The following is an 18,566-nucleotide window of genomic DNA, read 5'->3' on the forward strand; positions in this document are numbered from 1 at the left end:
GTCCGGGGCTCGATCGAATATCGGAAACCCGCCGGACTATCGGCGTTGATACAGGCTATATAGACGCTTATCAGGCGAATTACAAGTTGCAATCGCAACCAGTAAAAGAAAGGATGTGGGGTCACAGACCCCACACCCCGTTACTAAAGCGCTGTCTAACATATGGGGGCAGGGGCTGTGCCCCTGTTATTCTGCCGGTACGTCAATCTCAGAGCCGAGAGCCCGGAATTTCTGCGACATATCTGCCATGCCCGCTTCAATATGGCCATTTTCGATATCTGCGCGTTCATTATCGGTCATCGCGGCAGAGTAATCCCGCACCTCCTGACTGATCTTCATCGAGCAGAACTTCGGCCCGCACATCGAGCAGAAATGCGCCGTCTTGTGGGCTTCCTTCGGCAGGGTTTCGTCATGGAAGGCGCGGGCGGTTTCCGGATCAAGCGCCAGGTTGAACTGGTCCTGCCAGCGGAACTCGAAGCGGGCGCGGCTCATGGCGTCGTCCCAGGCCTGCGCACCGGGGTGTCCCTTGGCGAGATCGGCGGCGTGGGCCGAGATCTTGTATGTGATCACGCCGGTTTTCACGTCATCGCGGTTAGGCAAACCGAGGTGTTCCTTCGGCGTGACGTAGCACAGCATCGAGGTGCCGAACCAGCCGATCATGGCCGCGCCTATCCCTGAGGTGATGTGGTCATAGCCCGGCGCGATATCGGTGGTGAGGGGCCCCAAGGTGTAGAAAGGCGCTTCGCCGCAAACTTTAAGCTGCTTGTCCATATTGGCCTTGATCTTGTGCATCGGCACGTGGCCGGGGCCTTCGATCATGACCTGAACGCCCTTGGCCCAGGCAATCTTGGTCAGTTCGCCGAGCGTGTCCAGTTCGGCGAACTGCGCGGCGTCGTTGGCGTCGGCGATCGAGCCGGGCCGCAGGCCGTCGCCTAAGCTAAACGACACGTCATAGGCACGCATGATGTCGCAGATCTCTTCGAAGTGCGTGTAGAGGAAGTTCTCCTTGTGGTGCGCCAGGCACCACTTGGCCATGATCGAGCCGCCGCGCGACACGATGCCGGTCACGCGCTTGGCGGTCAGGTGGACATAGGCCAGACGTACGCCGGCATGGATGGTGAAGTAATCGACGCCCTGCTGGGCCTGTTCGATCAGGGTGTCGCGGTAGACCTCCCACGTCAGGTCTTCGGCCACGCCATTGACCTTTTCCAGCGCCTGATAGATCGGCACTGTGCCGATCGGGGCCGGGGAGTTGCGGATGATCCATTCGCGGATATTGTGGATATTGCGGCCGGTCGACAGGTCCATGACGTTATCGGCGCCCCAGCGGATGGCCCAGACCATCTTTTCGACCTCTTCTTCCATCGAGGAGGTGACGGCCGAATTGCCGATATTGGCGTTGATCTTGACCAGGAAGTTGCGGCCGATGATCATCGGCTCGACCTCGGGGTGGTTGATATTGGCGGGGATAATGGCCCGGCCACGCGCCACTTCATCGCGGACAAATTCCGGCGTCACGTAGTCGGGGATCGAGGCGCCAAAGTCTTCACCATCGCGTACGCCTTGCGCGGCTTCGCTCCGGCGCAGGTTTTCGCGGATAGCGATATATTCCATTTCCGGCGTGATGATGCCAGCCCGCGCGTATTCGTACTGCGTGACGGACTTGCCGTCTTTCGCGCGCAACACCTTGGGCAGGTTGGGGAATTGCGGGGCCAAAGCGCCTTCGGAGACATTGCCCCCCCTTAATAAAATACCATTGTCTTCAGGTTTGACCTCGCGGGCCTCGATATATTCGACATCGCCGCGGTCCACGATCCATTGTTCGCGCAGGCGCGGCAGGCCCTTGGCGATGTCGGGCGTGAAGCCGGCGTCGGTATAGGGGCCGGAGGAATTGTAGATCGTCACCGGCGGTTCGTTGGCGCTTTCGTGCAGCGCCACCTCGCGGAAGGGCACGCGGATGTCCGGAAAACGGACGCCGGGCTCATACACCTTGCGCGAACCGGGGATCGGCGAGGCCTCGACCGTGATGGGTTTCAAGTCTTTGATTGGCTTATTCATTATGTCCCTCACATTCAAATTGCCCTACCGCTTTGCGGCTTGAGGGCGATAAAAGAGGGATCATGAGCGTCAGGTATGGCTGGAATCCGGATGTGGACGCACAGCGTGTCATCTCCCTTCGCCGGCATGACCCGGATCAGGTTCGACGGGTTTGAAGGACTAGACCCTCGTCTCAGCCCGCCTTTACGCGCGGACACCCCGGTGAACTGTGGGCGAATTTAGAGGAAGCCGGCGAGGGGAGCAAGGGCAGAATGGCCGTTGAGGCTTCCTTAAGGTGATAGCGGTAAACTTATCCACAGGGCGGAGCGCCGCCAGCAAGGATATACATGCCGCTGCAAGGGCCGGGAACACAGGTGACGGAGCAGGATCTGCATTTGCAGACCGGCGCCTATGATGAGGTGCACCATGCCCACGGCTATGCCCATGTCCGCGAGCGCCATCACTGGTACTGGTTCGCCGGCCTTGGCGTCACCGCTGTTCTGGCCCTCGCTGCCGGTTTTGTGAGCTGGCAGGTCCATGAGATCGCCGCGCCCTTTTGCGCCAGCGAACCCGGCAAGGTGATCCGGTCGCCGGGGGGCACGCTTGAACTCAATATCGCCAGCGTCAGTTGCTTTGGCGCCGTGCCCGAGCAGAAGATTTTCATTCGTCGTGCCGGCCAGACGGCGCGTGGCGGCAAGGCGGTCGCGGCCTTTGGCACCGGCGCCAAGGTCAATGCGCGTTGGGTATCGGATGAGCAGGTCGTCATCAGCCAGCGTGGCGGCAAGATCTGGTTTTTCGTGCCGCGCTGGCACGATGTGAAATTCCGTTACAGGTAAACCAAACTTCTTTTTGCCCCACACTTCTTTTTACAAAGTCTCTTCACATCGGCGCCGGTGGCCCTACATCTTCTCACAACACAGCTTTGAGAGGATTACCATGTTCGGCACCCCATCCGTTCCCGTCACCCATCACCACGCCAAGTCCGGCGTGGCTGACGATATCGATTTCGAGATCAAGGGGCAGGAGCTCCAGTTCGTCGAGATCGAACTCGATCCGGGTGAAAGCGCCATCGCCGAAGCCGGCGCCATGGTCTGGAAGGATGCGTCCGTCGGCATGACGACCGTGTTCGGTGACGGCTCCGGCGCACAGGGCGGCGGCTTCATGGGCGCGCTGCTCGGCGCCGGCAAACGTCTGATCACCGGCGAAAGCCTGTTCACCACCGTCTTTACCCATAACGGCCACGGCAAGGCGCGCGTCGCCTTTTCGGCGCCGGTGCCGGGTGCCATCGTGCCGATCAAGCTCGATCAGGTCGGCGGCCGGCTGATCTGCCAGAAGGACGCCTTCCTGGCGGCGGCCAAGGGCGTGTCGCTCGGTATCGCTTTCCAGAAGCGGATCATGACCGGCCTGTTCGGCGGCGAAGGCTTCATCATGCAAAAGCTGGAAGGCGACGGCTGGGTGTTTGTCCAGTTCGGCGGCATGGTGATCGAGCGTGAACTGATAGCCGGCGAGCAACTGCACGTCGATACGGGCTGTGTGGCGGCCTTCACCGATACGGTCGATTTCGACCTGATCCAGGCCGGCGGCGTCAAGTCGATGGTGTTTGGCGGTGAAGGGGTCTTCTTTGCGCAACTGACCGGTCCCGGCAAGGTGTGGATCCAGTCCCTGCCGTTCGCGCGCCTGGCCGGACGGATCGGTGCGGCCATCGGCGGCAGCGGCCAGAACAGCGGCGAGGGCTCGGTGCTCGGCGGCCTTGGCGATCTGATCGGCGGCAACCGCTAGGAAGCTGCGACGCGCATAGCGCGAGATGCAGTGGTGGGGTTTCTTGCTTCGGTAAGTCTGCTAAGGCTAGGGTTTCTCCGATTCCTGAAGCTTATCCATGTCAGACAACACCGAACGTTCCGATCACGACGCCTATGACCCGCTCGTCCCCGTGCCGGAGGGCAAGCGCAGCCTGACGACGCGCGATGCCTTCTCACTATGGTTCTCGCTCGGCATCGGCCTTCTGGTGCTGCAGGCCGGCGCCTATCTGGTGCCGGGCCTGTCGCTGACCGACGGCCTGCTGGCCATCGTCATCGGCAGTGTGGCTGGCGCGCTCCTGCTCGGGCTGGCCGGCGTGGTCGGGGCCGATACCGGCCTGGCCACCATGGGCGCCTTGCGGCCGACGCTGGGCGTGCGCGGGGTGCATATCGCCGCCTTGCTCAACGTTATTCAGCTTGTCGGCTGGGGATCGTTCGAGATCATCGCCATGCGCGACGCCGCCAACACGCTCTCGACCAACACCTTCGGCCTGACCTTCCCGATCGTCTGGACGCTGGTGTTCGGACTGGCCGCCACCCTGCTGGCTGTGATGGGGCCGCTCGGCTTTATCCGCCGTTTCCTGCGCCAGTATGGCCTGTGGCTGCTGCTGGCGGGTGCCGCTTGGATGACCTGGGCGCTGTTGTCGCGACATAACCTTGCCGACGCCTTCGCGCGCAAGGGCGATGGTTCACTGTCGCTCGGCGGCGGCATCGATCTGGTCATCGCCATGCCGCTGTCGTGGCTGCCTTTGATCGCTGACTATGCCCGCTTCGGCAAGTCCTCGAAGGCGGTGTTTCGCGGCAGTTCGGCGGGCTTCGTGCTGGCCAATATCTGGTTTTTTTCGCTTGGCGCGGCCTATGCCCTGCTGACCGAAAACCCGGCCGATATGCTGCTGTCGGCCCTGGCCACCACCGGCGGCGGACTGGCGCTGTTGCTGATCCTGATCGACGAGACCGACAATGTCTTTGCTGATATTTTCTCGGCCGCCAGTTCGATGGCGAGTTTATTGCACTTCCGCATCCGACATCTGGTGATCGGCTTTGGCCTGCTGTGCACGGTGATCGCTTTGTTCGTGCCCATGGCCAATTTCATGACCTTCCTTTACGCCATTGGTTCGGTGTTCACACCGCTCTATGGCGTGCTGCTGGTCGATCACTTCCTCATCCGCAGACGCCATATCGTGGCGAAGGATATCATTCGGATCATGGGCGTCTACCGCTTTACCTATGGCGTGCATGTCAGCGCCTTCGCGGCGTGGGGTGCGGGCATCGCCACCTATTATTACGTCCTCAGTTTTCTGCCTGCGGTCGGCGCCACCCTGCCGGCCTTTTTCGTGGCGGCCGTCACCTACTGGGCTCTGGCGCAGATGTTTGCCAGGCCGGCAGACGTCTGACGCGCTGCCTATTATTGTGCGGCGCTCTCTGTATCAGACGGCGCCATAACCAGCAGGTCGCCGCCGAGAAGGCCCTGTTTCATGACCTCCATCTCCAGCATGAGATGGTGCGCCTGTTGTGGCCCAATCTGTTGACGGGCAAGATCGAAGACCGCGTTTTCCTCATTGTAGAAATGCCCGATCACCGTCTCGCGCAGTTCGGCGAATTTGTCGGCCCAGCAGAGATCGTCCATCTCCATGCGTGACAGGACATGCAGCATGATGCCGACATCCTGATTCGGACGCTCAGGCACAGCACCGGACGGCGCGGCGTAGAAGGTGCGCGCCTTGCTTTCCATGTGGGCTTCCAGCTCGGCTTTGAGCATATCAAAGGCCTGCCAGCGTTTATCGAGCGTGGCGGCTTCGGGCAGAGCGTTCAGCATGCCGGTGAGCCGGCTGTGTTCCCTGCCGAGGTAGCTATAGATGTCCATAACAAAACTCCCTGATAGCGCCGCATTGCCTAAGGTTGCTTAACAAGGGTTTTCACGCATATCGAACAGTGCTCACCCTTTCGTGACGAGGCCCTATCCAACCGGGACGGGCTGATCCTGGCGAATCTGCTGCTTGAGCGCCTCTATGGAGAGCGCCAGCCGGTGCGCATCGAGCGTGCTTAACACCATCTTGGCCTTGTCAAACACGGTGCTTTCTTCTTCGGCCACGTGTTGCTCGACGGCGAATTTCAGCTCGCCGAACTTCTCCATCCACTCTTCTGAGCCGATCGACAGGCGTTTCAGCACATGGAGCAGAGCCTTGATCTCGTGGTGCTCATGCTCGGCATGTTCGAGTTTGTCGTTCATCGCCTGGGTCTGAGTCGCGTGTTCAAGGGCCGCATAGAAGGTGCGTTCCTCGCTGTCGTTGTGGAGCGTCAGTTCGTCAATGATCTGATCGAACAGGGGCTGGCGGATCGCGGGCAGGCGGATCGACATCAGGTCGTTCATAAGGCCGGCGACGCGACGGTGATCGCGGGTGATATAGGCATAGATATCCATGGGAAACCTCCATATCTTTTGAGGCCTATCCTGCACGCAACCCTGTAGCGAAGACATACGAGACTATGACCACAAGGTAAGAAAGCCATAAGAATCGCCACCCAAACCCGATAAAAAGCGCACCGGTGTCGTGCCCCAAAAGGCGCGCATACGTATTCACGTTTCCATCCCGCGCCTGCCGTGTCACCCTGTCAAAAAACAGGGAGCCGATCATGACCTTTACGCACCTGGCGCTGGCCGCCGCCGTGTCCTTGCTTGCCTTGCCGGCGATGGCGGCACCCGCTATCGACGTGTCGCCCGTCGCGGTCACCGCCAGGGCCAGTGCCTTGCCGAAGGACTGGAACCGCTCGGCCGCCTTCATGGAGATCTTCGTCCGTTCGTATAAGGACAGCGATGGCGACGGCATCGGCGATTTCAACGGCCTTACCCAGCAGCTCGACTACCTCCACGACCTCGGCGTCACCGGCATCTGGCTTATGCCGATGATGCCGAGCGAAGACGGCGACCACGGCTACGCGGTCAATGACTATCGCGCCGTCAACCCGGACTACGGCACCATGGCCGATTTCGAGCGCTTCGTGCAGGAAGCCCACAAGCGCGGTATCGGCGTCATCATCGACTATGTCGTCAACCATTCGGGCAGCGGCAACGCCCTTTTTCAGGCCGCCGCGGTCTCGAAAGCCAGCCCTTACCGCGACTGGTACGTCTTCTCCGACCAGAACCCCGGCTGGTATAATGCCAAGATGCGCGGCGTCAGCGGCGCCTTTTACAACGACCCGTGGAAGCCGGTCAGCCGAACCGTGCCCGGCGGCGTGGGCCAGTATTACGGCGTCTTCTCCGACAGCATGCCCGACCTCAACCTGAAGAACCCGAAGGTCATCGCCTACCTCCAGGACACCATGCGCTTCTGGATGAACAAGGGCGTCGACGGCTTCCGGCTCGATGCGGTCACCATGCTGATCGAGGACGGCAAGGACCGCTATTTCAACAATCCGGCCAATCCCGGCATCGTGGCGAAGCTGCGCGAAACGCTCGACGAATACGACAACCGCTACATGATCTGCGAGGCCTCCGAAGGCGCGGAGATGTACGTGAAGGCGTGCAGCGCCTTTGCCTATGGCGTGCAGGCCTCGATCATCGACAGCGCCCGCAAGGGCACGCTGCAGACACCCTTGAGCGCGCAACTGGACAATCCCCACGCCGACCTGATGCCGCTGGCCCTGCAGAGCCACGATTCCTATGTCGGCGACCGGCTGATCAACCAGTTCGGCGTCAACAATCCGGCCGATTACAAGCTGTCGGCGGCCATCGCCATCCTGGCCTCATCGACGCCCTTTGCCTATTACGGCGAGGAGATCGGCATGAGCAATGGCGGCGTGTTCAATGATCCCGGCATCCGCTCGCCGATGAGCTGGACCGGCTATCCGCGCGCCGCCGGCTTCACCACGGGCACGCCTTACCGCGACGTGGCGATCAATGTCGCCAGCCATAATGTGGCGGCGGAATCGGGTGATCCGGCGTCCCTGCTCGAATATTACCGTGCGCTCTATCAGGTGCGGCGCGACCGGCCGGTTTTCGGCACCGGCACGCTTGAGGTGCAGGCGAAGGCCGGCGATCCGGTACTTAGCTTCACCCGCACCAGCGACACCGATCAGGTGGCGGTGGTGATCAACCTGTCGGATAAGCCGCAGACCGTCAGCCTCAGGGTCGGGGCGGGGACGTATCAGCAGGTTCTGCGCGGGGTGGGGGAGGCGGCTACGGCGCCGGTGTCGGCCGCCAACGGAACGCTGGGCACGACGATACCGGCCAAGACGTCTTACGTCTTCGCACGGCAATAGAGACGGGATTACGAATCCGTAACAATTGGGCGGATTGGGTCATATTCGCGTAAAACTGTATTGACGAAGATCGGGGGCAGGGTTCACACCTGTTTCAATTGTATCTGTTGGAGCCTTCCATGACGCGCCTGTCGTTTAATCTGTCCAAAAACCTGATGAGATCCGTGGCCCTGGCCGCCCTGAGCCTGGGGCTGGTGGCAGGCACCGCCCACGCCGCCTATACCCCGCCGGCGCAGCCGCTGTCCATCGAGGCTCTCGCGCAGTACGACGCTATTACCGGGGTAACCATATCACCTGATGGCAAGCATATTGCCGCGCTGATTGCGGTCAAAGGTCAGAAATGGCCGGTTATTTCGATCTGGGACGCCACCGATCTCACGAAGAAGCCAGTATGGATTCCTTCGGAAACACAGCGCATCATCCAGGTCGGCTTCTTCACGTCGGATAAGATTTTCTTCCTCACCGAGCAACCACTAACCATCGATGGCCGGCCAGATTTTACGAATAAGCTTTACTATGCCGACATCGAAGGTCGCAAAATTGAAGAGCCTTTCCGCATCACGGGAACACTCAACAAGGATGTCCGCGATGCGATGGATCGTGGTATTTCAGCGACTGTTTTCAACCTCAATCTTTACGACGACACCAAGGTGCTGATGGCTACAGTCGATCCGTCATCCTTTGTGCAAAAGATATTTGAACTGGATGTCAAGACAGGCAGGACGCGTACTGTGGCGACGGGAAGTTCAGAGTTCAACTTTATTGCCGCAGGTGTTGATCTTGCGACGGGTGAGCCGTTGATCAAGGAGCAGGTTGATACGGTAGGGGGTGAATACTGGTATAAGGTCTTCATCAAGAATAAAGCGACCGGTGAGTGGGTTTATCAGGCACCGCTGAGCTATAAGCTCGCCGAGCGTAAACGCATTAATATCCTCGGATTTGATACGGATCCGAACCAGTTGGTTGTTGCCTCCAACCTGACCACGGACCACAGCGCCATCTATGATTACGATATCAAGGCGCAGACATTTGGCACCGAGCCTTTGTTCGCCAGTCCGAAGTACGATATCGACAATGTTGCCTTCAAGTATGACAGGCCCGCGAAAAAGACGGAAATATTTGCGGTTCTGGTCGATGGGCCGTATACCAGCATCAGCTTTCTCGATGAAAAATGGGCGTCTGTGCAAAAATCCATAGAGGCCAACTTCCCGGGACGTAATGTCCATATCAACATCAATCGTGACTCATACGATACGGCCGTAATCAATGTGGAGGCGCCTGATTTTCCGTCACAATATTACCTCTACAAGGATAACAAGCTGCAATCGCTTGGGGGCGCGAAGCCGTGGATCGATCCCAAAACACTCGGCAAGCCGGATTTTGTGACCTTCAAGGCGCGTGACGGGCTGGAGATTCCGGCCTTTATCACCTATCCGCCAGGCTGGTCCGCCGATAAAGGACCTGTGCCGCTCGTTGTCATGCCGCATGGCGGGCCCTGGGCGCGCGACTACCAGACCTGGGATATGGCGGGCTGGCCGCAGTTTCTGGCGACGCGGGGTATAGCCGTTATCCAGCCGCAGTATCGCGGTTCCGAAGGCTGGGGCTTCAATCTTTGGAAGGCCGGCGATAAGGAGTGGGGGCAGAAGATGTCGGACGATAACGACGACGCGGCGGCTTATATGGTCTCCAAGGGCGTCGCTGATCCAAAGCGCATGGCCATCTTCGGCTACTCCTACGGTGGTTTCGCCGCTATTGCCGCCAGTGTCCGTCCGAACAGTCCTTACAGGTGCGCTATCGCTGGGGCGGGTGTGTCGAGTCTTGATCGCATCGGCAACCTGTGGGGCGCTAACCATGTTCAGCGCGATATCCAGGGGCATACGGTCGATGGTATGGACCCGTTGAAGAACGTCGATAAGGCGAATATCCCGATCATGCTCTATCATGGTGATCACGACCGCCAGGCCGATACGGATCATTCGCGTATGTTCTATGCCGCTATGAAGTCGGCTAAAAAGGATGTGGAATACCACGAGATCAAGGGGATGTGGCATACCCTGCCGTGGCATACGGAATGGCAGACCGAAACCCTGGGCTATATAGAGGGCTATCTCAAAAGTCCGAAATGCGGCCTGATCAACTAAACTGCTGATGTGCTTGAAAGCCCTGCCATAGTGCAGGGTTTTCTTCTAAATATTGTCTGGATTACGCTCACATTGCGGCAATAGTCGGAGTAATTCGTCCTGTAAAGAACGTCGTTACCTTTACTTGCGGGTAAAAGGATGTCTTTTCGATGCAAGTACAGCCAGACAATTTTTCCTTTATCACGAAAAAGTAATGATTTAGGCGTTTTATGCGACTTTAAGATCTTAAAGTGCGACATCAGGAACACAGTTTTTCCGAGTTTTCGCAATTGCGGTAACTTGTGACTTGCGTCAAAAATATGACGAGATAGTGTCGCTTTAGTCAAATTTTCCGCTATTGGAGTCGTTCATGAAAAATCCCCCAAATCTTACGCGCGCGTGGTTGCTGACCGGTACGGTCCTAACGACAATGGCCTTCAGTTTCCCGGTCTTCGCTCAGGATACAACCACCACGACGACGACAACCACTACGGAAACAACGACAACGACAACCACGGAGGAGGAGCCTACCGAAATCGTCGTTACCGGTTCGCGCATCCGCCGTTCCGAATTCAATTCGCCATCGCCGATCCAGGTGATCACGGCTGAAAAGTCCAGCCTGTCGGGTATGATCAGCGCGACCGAAATCCTGCAAAATTCGTCCGTTGCCAGTGGCTCCGGCCAGATCAACAACACCTTCACCGGTTATGTGGTCAATGGCGGTGACGGCATCAACACCGTGTCGCTGCGTGGTCTCGGGGCTCAGCGCTCGCTCGTCCTGCTCAACGGTCACCGCATGCCGCCTGCCGGTGTTGGCGGCACGGTTGCGGCTGTCGACCTGAACACCATTCCGGAAGCCATGGTGTCGCGTTACGAAATCCTCAAGGACGGCGCCTCGTCCATCTATGGTTCCGACGCCGTGGCCGGCGTTGTTAACGTCATCACCCGCAAGAATATTGATGGTTTCGAACTGTCGACCTCGATCAAGAAGAGCGAGCATGATGGCGCCGACGAGTATCAATTTACCGGCCTGTGGGGTAAGACCTTCGATCGCGGCGATATCGTCGTGTCGCTGGAAGGTTATGAAAAGACCGAACTGACGGCGGGTGACCGCGCGGCTTTCTCCTGCCCGATGAACAATTATTTTGATCTGAACGGCGATCGCGCCGACCTGATCGATCCGAACACCGGCACTTACAAGTGCTATGGTGGCGCCACCAACGGCTATACCGGCACCTATTTGCCGCAAAGCTATTATGACTATTACGGCCTTACAGGTTACGTTGCCTCGCGCGCCGTGACGCCCGGCGCTACCTGCGCACCAACGGCCGTCAATTGCGTATCCGGTTGGGCTTTTATTCCCTATGGCTCGCGTGATTTCAACAATAAGCGCCTGGAAAGCCAAAGCATTGTCTCGCCGGTCAAGACCCTGAGTTTCTTTACGTCTGGCAACTACCGTCCGGCCTGGGCGAATGGCGTCGAGCTTTACGGCGAAGTGCTGATCAATCAGCGTAAGTCGGAGCAGCATGGCTGGCGCACCTTCTTCCCGCGCTTCAATGAAAATTCCACGGTCAATCCGTTTAGCGCTGCCAACAACGTCTATACGGCGTTTACCGGTATTACCGGCCTGATGGCTGAGCCTTATATGGCGGTTCCTTCGGACTCCGAGCAGGACGTCAAGGTCTATCGCGTTCTGGGCGGCGCTCGCGGCACACTGAAGAACTGGTCGTGGGACGCTTATCTGTCGATGTCGCGCAGCGATGGAGAGTACACAGGGGATGTCATCCCGCTCGATCGCGTCGAAGCCGGTACGGCGACGGACCAACTGACCTACGCCCTGCTGAATGGCGGCGTGCCTTGCGGAGCAGGCTCTCCTGCCGGCTGCGTGCCGCTTAACGTCTTCACGGCCGATATCCTCGAAGATGGTAACTTCCCGCAAGCCATGAAGGATTATTACTTCGTCAAGGACACCGGCAAGACGACCTACGACCAGGATATCTTCGAAGCCACCATCACCGGTGACCTGTTCCAGCTTCCGGCCGGACCTCTGTCCTCGGCGTTCGGCATCACGCTGCGTCGTGACAAGATCAACGATACGCCAGGTGAATTCAGCCGTAACGCCAATGCCTGGGGCCAGCTCACCGCCGGCATCACCAAGGGCGAAGACACCGTCAAGGAAGTCTACAGCGAGTTCGAAATCCCTGTCGTCAAGGGCAAGCCTTTCTTTGAGGACCTGACGCTCGACCTTTCGGGACGCTATTCCGACTACGATACGGTCGGTTCGGCCTGGACCTACAAGGTCGGCCTCGACTGGGCTGTCGATAACATCCTGCGCCTGCGCGCCACCAACGGCACCTCCTTCCGTGCGCCGGGCCTGTTCGAACTGTTCCTGAACCGCCAGACCTCCTTCCTGGCGCAAAACCAGGTTGATCCTTGTATCAACTATGGTCTGCAGGACGAAGAGGGCAACTACTACAACACCAACACCACTCTGCGCGCCAACTGCGCCGCCGATGGCCTGCCGACCGATTACGCTGGCGCCGGTGCTTCGGCGACGATCATCACCAGCGGTGGTCTGAACCTGGAGCCTGAAAAGTCGCAGGCGACATCGTTCGGCTTCGTGCTGACACCGCCTGAAACCGGCTTCAAGTTCGCCGTCGATTTCTGGCGCATCCAGGTCGAGGACCAGATCCTCTCGACCACCAGCGTTGTCAGCCAGTGCTATTACAGCGATGCCTTCCGTTCGCGCCCTGGCTTCTGCGACCTGTTCACGCGTGGGCCTGACGGTTCGATCCTCACGATCGACGCCAGCTACCGCAACATCCCGACCGAGAAGACCGGCGGTATCGATTTCACCATTGACTACCAAAAGGAATTCAACTTCGGCAGCCTGAACGTCACGTCGCAGATCACCTATACGTCCTACGACAAGGCCCAGACCTTCCCGGGTAACTCGTTCGATGACTACAACGGCATTGTGGCGGATCCGAAGTGGGTGGGTGACGTGCAGTCGCGCTTCACGCACCAGGACTGGACCTTCACCTGGACGGTTCACTACGCTCAGGCTTCCAGCAACCTTGGCTTCTTCAATGAAGACGGCACGGGTACGGATATCAACGGCCAGCCGGTCACCTATCGCGCTTCGGTGCCGGATTACTTCACCCATGATTTCACGGTGCGTTACAACGCCAAGACCTGGGAAGTCACCGCCGGTATCGTCAACCTGATGGACAAGTCGCCGCCTTACCTCGGCAGCGGTCAATACAGCGGCTCGGCCTCGCGGATCGGCAACTATCCGTTCGGCAGCCAGTATTATTCCGGCTATGTCGGTCGTCAGTTCTACCTGCGCCTCGCCAAAGAGTTCTAGTCTGAGGCCAGACCCAAACGAAAGCGGTGAGGTCAACCTCACCGCGCACCTACCTGACAAACCCCGTCATCATCTGGTGGGGTTTTGTTGTATCCGGTCTGTGGTATCGCCGGCTAAGCACGACGATACCGGCCAAGACGTCTTACGTCTTCGCACGGCAATAGAGATGGGGTTTTAAGGGCAAGACAGGCGGCGGATCAGTGGCCGCGATGGTTCGCGCCGCGTTTACGGCGGGGCGGTGGTGTCTTCGTCGTCCTCGTCATCTTCCTCTGGCTCGGCTGCGCGGCTGTCGAGATAGGCCTGAAGGATGGCGTTGGCGCGTTGTTCCAGATCGAGCGCGGCGAGGGCGGCGGGCGAACGCGCTTCTGGCGCCTCTTCGGGGGCCTCTTCGGGGGCGTCGATATCGTCGTCATCATAGCTGTAGACGAACGCGACCTCTTCCGAGGGCGCGTCTGGTTGCTCTTGAGGCTGTTCCGGCGGGGGTTGTGGCGGTGCTTCGGGCGAAAGCGCGGCCCACAGAGAAGGGAAGCGTTCGCTGAAAGGCCGGCCAAGATAGGAGCTTAAGGACGGATCTGCGACGCCATGGGCGGTTGGGCTGGCCACCTCCGGCAGGATCGGCCGCGCGGCGCTGACCTTGCTGTAAATCTGGATCAGCATCCGGTCGGCCGCCGTGATGGTGCGCAGCGAGCGCTCGCCGTCGAGCGCGGTTTTGGGCATGGGCAGGGCTTCGACCGCCTCCAGCACGCGGTCGGCATAGGCACGCAGGCGCGCCCGCCGCTGTTCGAGCGGCGACAGGTCGGCACGTGTGTCGTCCTTTATATCCATTCGGACATGGAGATTCCATGTCGAATGATACTACTTGGGAAATTTTAGAAAGTGACATCGAGAAGGTTCACATTCTAATGAATATGTTGGTTTTCTCGGTTACGTCCTTTATTGCAGAAAAATTAACTGAATAGCGATGTTATTCCAAGCTCTTTGTCTTTAAATGTAACATCACACTTTCCCCACGCGCTTCCGCCCGCTATATCCACCCTATGACACAGATCGCTTCTCCTCTTGATTCCGGCCGCGTGGCCGATCCCAGCAAACTGATCCAGGGCCGGACCGGCCTGTGGGAAATCGTCATGGGCCTCGAAGTCCATGCGCAGGTTGCCTCCAACACCAAGCTGTTTTCCGGTGCCAAGGTCGGCTTCGGCGCCGGCCCCAATGAGCAGGTCAGCCTCGTTGACGCCGCCATGCCCGGCATGTTGCCCGTGCTCAACAGGTACTGCGTGGAGCAGGCAGTGAAGACCGGCCTTGGCCTGAAAGCCGAGATCAACCGCTTCTCGCGCTTCGACCGCAAGAACTACTTCTATCCCGATCTGCCACAGGGCTATCAGATTTCGCAACTCTTCCACCCGATCGTGGGCGAGGGCGAGGTGCTGGTCGAGCGCGATGACGGCTCGTCGTTCACCGTGCGCATCGAACGGCTGCACCTGGAGCAGGACGCCGGCAAGTCGATCCACGATCTCGACCCCAACGCCACCTATGTCGATCTCAACCGCGCCGGCACCGCGCTGATGGAAATCGTCTCGAAGCCCGATCTCAGATCTTCGGACGAAGCCGTGGCTTATTTTAAGAAACTGCGCACCATCCTGATCTATCTCGGCACCTGCGACGGTGACATGGAAAAGGGCAATATGCGCGCTGACTGTAACGTGTCGGTGCGCCGCGTCGGCGAGCCTTTCGGCACGCGCTGCGAGATCAAGAACGTCAACTCGTTCCGCTTCATGCAGCAGGCGATCGAATTCGAGGCGCGCCGCCAGATCGAGATTCTGGAAGACGGCGGCAAGATCGATCAGGAAACGCGGCTGTTCGACTCCGTGAAGGTCGAGACGCGCTCGATGCGCTCCAAGGAAGAAGCGCACGACTATCGCTATTTCCCCGATCCCGACCTGTTGCCGGTCGAGCTGGAAGAGGCGTGGATCGAGGATATCCGCAAATCGCTGGTGGAACTGCCGGACGACAAGAAGGCGCGCTTTATCTCGCAATACGGGCTGTCGTCGTATGACGCGCAGGTGCTGATTTCCGAGCAGGACCGCGCGGATTACTACGAGAAGGCGGCGAAAGGCCGTGACGCCAAGCTGGTGGCCAACTGGACGACCAACGAACTGCTGGCACGTTTGGCCAAGGACGGTCAGGAGATTTCGGATTCGCCGCTGCCGCCCGAGCAGATTGCCGGACTGGTGGAACTGATCGAGACCAATGTGATCTCGTCCAAGATCGCCAAGACGGTGTTTGAGCACATGTGGGAAGGCAAGGGGACGATCACCCCGGCCGAGATCGTGGAAAAGCACGGCCTCAAGCAGGTGACCGATACCGGCGCGATTGAGAAAGCCATCGACGAGATCATCGCCGCCAATCCGGACAAGGCCGCCGAAGTGGCATCGAAGCCGCAGGCGCTGGGCTGGTTCGTGGGGCAGGTCATGAAGGTCACCGGCGGCAAGGCCAATCCGGCGGCGGTCAATGAACTGCTGAAGGCAAAGCTGGGGCTGTAGGGCAATTTATCCTCCCCCGTAAACAGGGGAGGATCACATCAAAGCCCCCGCATGCAGGTGCGGGGGCTTTTTTGTGTTTGATCTGGTGCAATCATCTGGCGTGTGGCTATAGTGCGGGCAAACCGGAGGGGATACATGGCGGATGTGGCACTGAGCCTTGAAGGCATTTTCAAACGGTATGGCGATTTCGAAGCCGTGCGCGATCTCAGTTTCGCGGTGAAGCGCGGCACGATCTGCGGATTCCTGGGGCCCAATGGCGCCGGCAAGACCTCCAGCGTGCGGATGATGCTGGGCCTGTCCGAACCGACCGCCGGCCAGATCACCGTGCTGGGCGGGACAGCGGCTAAGGCGCTCGACCGCATCGGCTTCATGCCGGAGGAGCGCGGGCTCTACCGCAAGATGACGCCGGTCGATGTGATCGTCTTTCTGGCCGGCCTCAAGGGCGTGAAGGCCTCGGTGGCGCGCAAACGCGGCAAGGAGATGCTGGAGGCGCAAGGGCTTGGCCCCTTCATGAACAAGCAGATTCGCTCGCTCTCCAAGGGCATGTCGCAGAAGGTGCAGCTTATTTCCTGCCTGGTGCACGAGCCGGAACTGGTCATCCTCGATGAGCCGTTTTCGGGGCTCGATCCGGTCAATCAGCAGGGGCTGGAGACGGTGATCCGCGATCTGGCCAAGCGTGGGGCTACGGTGCTGTTCTCCACCCACGTCATGCAGCACGCCGAGCGCCTGTGCGAGAAAGTGGTGCTGCTGACCAAGGGCCAGAAGGTGTTTGAAGGCAGCCTGAAAGAGGCGCGGGCGGCGGCGCCGCGGCATCTCGATCTCGAAGGCGCCTTGAGCGCGGCCGAGCTGATGGCCCTGCCGGGGGTCGCGTCGGTGAGCGATATGGGGGCGACCGAAAACGGCGCGCACCTGTGGCAGTGCCGGCTGTATACGGGGCAATCGGCGCATGAGGCGCTGAAGGCAGCCTTCCTGCGCGGGCTCGATGTGCGGCGCTTTGAGGCGAAGGAGCCGAGCCTGCACGAAGCGTTTATAGTTTTGACGGGAGGCGAAGCCCATGCGTAATACCTTCCTGATCGCCCAGCGCGAATATCTCGCCTTTGTCCGCACGGTCGGGTTCTGGCTGTCGCTGTTCACCGTGCCGCTGCTGATCGGCGCGGTGATCCTGGTGCCGCTGTTGCTGGCCCAGACCTCGCCGGTCAAAACCATGTCGGTGGCGGTGCTTGATCTGAGCGGCGAGGGGCTTGAGCCTGAGTTGCGCGCCATGGTGCAGGCCAAGGCGGACGCGGCATCGGCCCCTGATGATGCGCTGGCCCGGATGGCGGCGCGGATGGCGCATCAGAATGAGGTCAGGCTTGTGGCCTTGCCGGCCGGTCTGACGCCGGTTATGTCGCGCGCTGAGGCGGCGGCGAAGATACCGGGCCTGCTGTCGGAGGACAGTGGCAAGCCGTCGACGATCCTGCTGGCCTATGATGAAGGCGAGAAGCTGCATTTCGATATCTGGTCGGTGCCGTCGCAGGCGGGTAACCTGAAAGATATGATCGAATGGGACCTGCACGGCCTGCAATATCAAAAAGTGGCGCGGCTGAATGGCGTCGATGCGAAACTGGCGCATGATATGCGTGAAGCGCGCGCTGACATCGCAAGCCTGACACCGCAGCCGGCGGCGGGTGCGGCCAAAAGCCCCATAAGCGACAGGGGCGCCGGCTTCATCGGCTTTATGCTGGGTTTCGCGACCTGGATGACCATCTTTTCCTCGTCGATGATCCTTCTGGGCGGGGTGATCGAGGAGAAGTCGAGCAAGGTGCTGGAAGTGCTGCTGGCCTCGACCTCGACCGAAAGCCTGCTGATCGGCAAGGTGCTGGGCGTCGCCATGGTGCTGCTGACCGTCGGCGGCATATGGGGCTGCGCCAGCCTGCTGCTGGGCACCTATGGCCTTAGTTCGATCCCGCCGCACGTCATCAGCGATATCAAGGCGGCGGCCGGCGGGCTGTTGTCGCCGCTGCATCTGGGACTGCTGGCGGTCTATTTCGTCTTTGGTTATCTGATGTATGGCGTGTCGTTCGCGGCGATTGGCGCCTTCTGCGAAACCCAGAAGGACGCGCAGGCGGTGATGGGGCCGGTCATGATGGTGCTGATGATCCCGATGCTGTGCATGCAGGCGGCCCTGCAGGTGCCGGATTCGCCGATTATCCGCTGGCTGAGCTATGTGCCGATTTTCACGCCGTTCCTGATGCCGCTGCGTCTGGCGCAGCCCCTGCCGCTGTGGGAGATCGCGGTGACGCTGGGCGGCATGGTGATCGTCGGAGGGTTCATGATCGTGGTCGGGCGCAAGGCCTTCAAGCAGGGCGCGCTGACCGGCGGCAAGCTGACCTGGGGCACCTTGTTCCGGATTGCAACGCAGAAGCCGGCGGCTTAGGGTTTGGCATTTCCGCAAACCACCTTGTCT

General features: G+C 59.7%; 13 protein-coding genes and 1 riboswitch. Of the genes, 9 read left to right on the plus strand and 4 right to left on the minus strand.

Annotated elements, in window-relative coordinates:
• Nucleotides 1-186: 186 nt before the first annotated feature.
• Nucleotides 187-2,058, minus strand: coding sequence for a phosphomethylpyrimidine synthase ThiC (gene thiC / locus ABQ278_RS06760; protein WP_349321799.1), 1,872 nt, complete (start codon nucleotides 2,056-2,058; stop codon nucleotides 187-189).
• Nucleotides 2,059-2,153: 95 nt separating this feature from the next.
• Nucleotides 2,154-2,269: riboswitch (TPP riboswitch) on the minus strand.
• A 115-nt stretch (nucleotides 2,270-2,384) separates the two neighbouring features.
• Here thiC and ABQ278_RS06765 point away from each other — a divergent pair.
• The 3 genes from ABQ278_RS06765 (at nucleotide 2,385) to cytX (ending at nucleotide 5,227) form a co-directional block, all read left to right on the plus strand.
• The gene (locus ABQ278_RS06765) at nucleotides 2,385-2,873 is read left to right on the plus strand and encodes a hypothetical protein (RefSeq protein ID WP_349321800.1); all 489 of its coding nucleotides are present in this window, start codon (nucleotides 2,385-2,387) and stop codon (nucleotides 2,871-2,873) included.
• 100 nt (nucleotides 2,874-2,973) lie between these two features.
• Complete coding sequence (locus tag ABQ278_RS06770) at nucleotides 2,974-3,816, plus strand: TIGR00266 family protein (RefSeq protein WP_349321801.1); 843 nt, start codon at nucleotides 2,974-2,976, stop codon at nucleotides 3,814-3,816.
• A 97-nt stretch (nucleotides 3,817-3,913) separates the two neighbouring features.
• Nucleotides 3,914-5,227 (plus strand): putative hydroxymethylpyrimidine transporter CytX, encoded by a 1,314-nt coding sequence (cytX, locus tag ABQ278_RS06775; RefSeq protein ID WP_349321802.1) that lies wholly within the window; start codon nucleotides 3,914-3,916, stop codon nucleotides 5,225-5,227.
• Between the two features lie 11 nt (nucleotides 5,228-5,238).
• On the opposite strand, the gene ABQ278_RS06780 is transcribed toward cytX, so the two are convergent.
• Together ABQ278_RS06780 and ABQ278_RS06785 are read right to left on the minus strand one after the other, a co-directional pair.
• A complete protein-coding gene (locus ABQ278_RS06780) occupies nucleotides 5,239-5,697 on the minus strand; it encodes a hypothetical protein (RefSeq protein ID WP_349321803.1) in 459 nt (152 codons plus the stop codon).
• A 93-nt stretch (nucleotides 5,698-5,790) separates the two neighbouring features.
• On the minus strand, nucleotides 5,791-6,255 hold the full coding sequence (locus tag ABQ278_RS06785; protein ID WP_349321804.1) for a hemerythrin domain-containing protein: 465 nt from the start codon (nucleotides 6,253-6,255) through the stop codon (nucleotides 5,791-5,793).
• 212 nt (nucleotides 6,256-6,467) lie between these two features.
• Between ABQ278_RS06785 and ABQ278_RS06790 the strand changes: the two genes are divergently transcribed.
• The 3 genes from ABQ278_RS06790 (at nucleotide 6,468) to ABQ278_RS06800 (ending at nucleotide 13,580) form a co-directional block, all read left to right on the plus strand.
• A complete protein-coding gene (locus ABQ278_RS06790) occupies nucleotides 6,468-8,093 on the plus strand; it encodes an alpha-amylase family glycosyl hydrolase (RefSeq protein WP_349321805.1) in 1,626 nt (541 codons plus the stop codon).
• A gap of 119 nt (nucleotides 8,094-8,212) precedes the next feature.
• On the plus strand, nucleotides 8,213-10,234 hold the full coding sequence (locus ABQ278_RS06795) for a prolyl oligopeptidase family serine peptidase (protein ID WP_349321806.1): 2,022 nt from the start codon (nucleotides 8,213-8,215) through the stop codon (nucleotides 10,232-10,234).
• Between the two features lie 349 nt (nucleotides 10,235-10,583).
• The gene (locus ABQ278_RS06800; RefSeq protein ID WP_349321807.1) at nucleotides 10,584-13,580 is read left to right on the plus strand and encodes a TonB-dependent receptor domain-containing protein; all 2,997 of its coding nucleotides are present in this window, start codon (nucleotides 10,584-10,586) and stop codon (nucleotides 13,578-13,580) included.
• Between the two features lie 225 nt (nucleotides 13,581-13,805).
• Here the strand turns inward: ABQ278_RS06800 and ABQ278_RS06805 are convergent, their stop codons facing one another.
• Nucleotides 13,806-14,405: a hypothetical protein gene (locus ABQ278_RS06805; RefSeq protein WP_349321808.1), complete on the minus strand. Its 600-nt coding sequence runs from the start codon at nucleotides 14,403-14,405 to the stop codon at nucleotides 13,806-13,808.
• A 248-nt stretch (nucleotides 14,406-14,653) separates the two neighbouring features.
• On the opposite strand from ABQ278_RS06805, the gene gatB reads away from it, so the two are divergent.
• The 3 genes from gatB (at nucleotide 14,654) to ABQ278_RS06820 (ending at nucleotide 18,536) form a co-directional block, all read left to right on the plus strand.
• On the plus strand, nucleotides 14,654-16,120 hold the full coding sequence (gene gatB, locus ABQ278_RS06810) for an Asp-tRNA(Asn)/Glu-tRNA(Gln) amidotransferase subunit GatB (RefSeq protein WP_349322119.1): 1,467 nt from the start codon (nucleotides 14,654-14,656) through the stop codon (nucleotides 16,118-16,120).
• Between the two features lie 135 nt (nucleotides 16,121-16,255).
• Nucleotides 16,256-17,182 (plus strand): ATP-binding cassette domain-containing protein, encoded by a 927-nt coding sequence (locus ABQ278_RS06815; RefSeq protein WP_349321809.1) that lies wholly within the window; start codon nucleotides 16,256-16,258, stop codon nucleotides 17,180-17,182.
• The gene (locus tag ABQ278_RS06820; protein WP_349321810.1) at nucleotides 17,175-18,536 is read left to right on the plus strand and encodes an ABC transporter permease; all 1,362 of its coding nucleotides are present in this window, start codon (nucleotides 17,175-17,177) and stop codon (nucleotides 18,534-18,536) included. Before ABQ278_RS06815 ends, ABQ278_RS06820 begins: the two co-directional genes overlap by 8 nt.
• Nucleotides 18,537-18,566 lie beyond the last annotated feature (30 nt).

The sequence above is a fragment of the Asticcacaulis sp. MM231 genome (assembly GCF_964186625.1).
GTDB lineage: Bacteria > Pseudomonadota > Alphaproteobacteria > Caulobacterales > Caulobacteraceae > Asticcacaulis.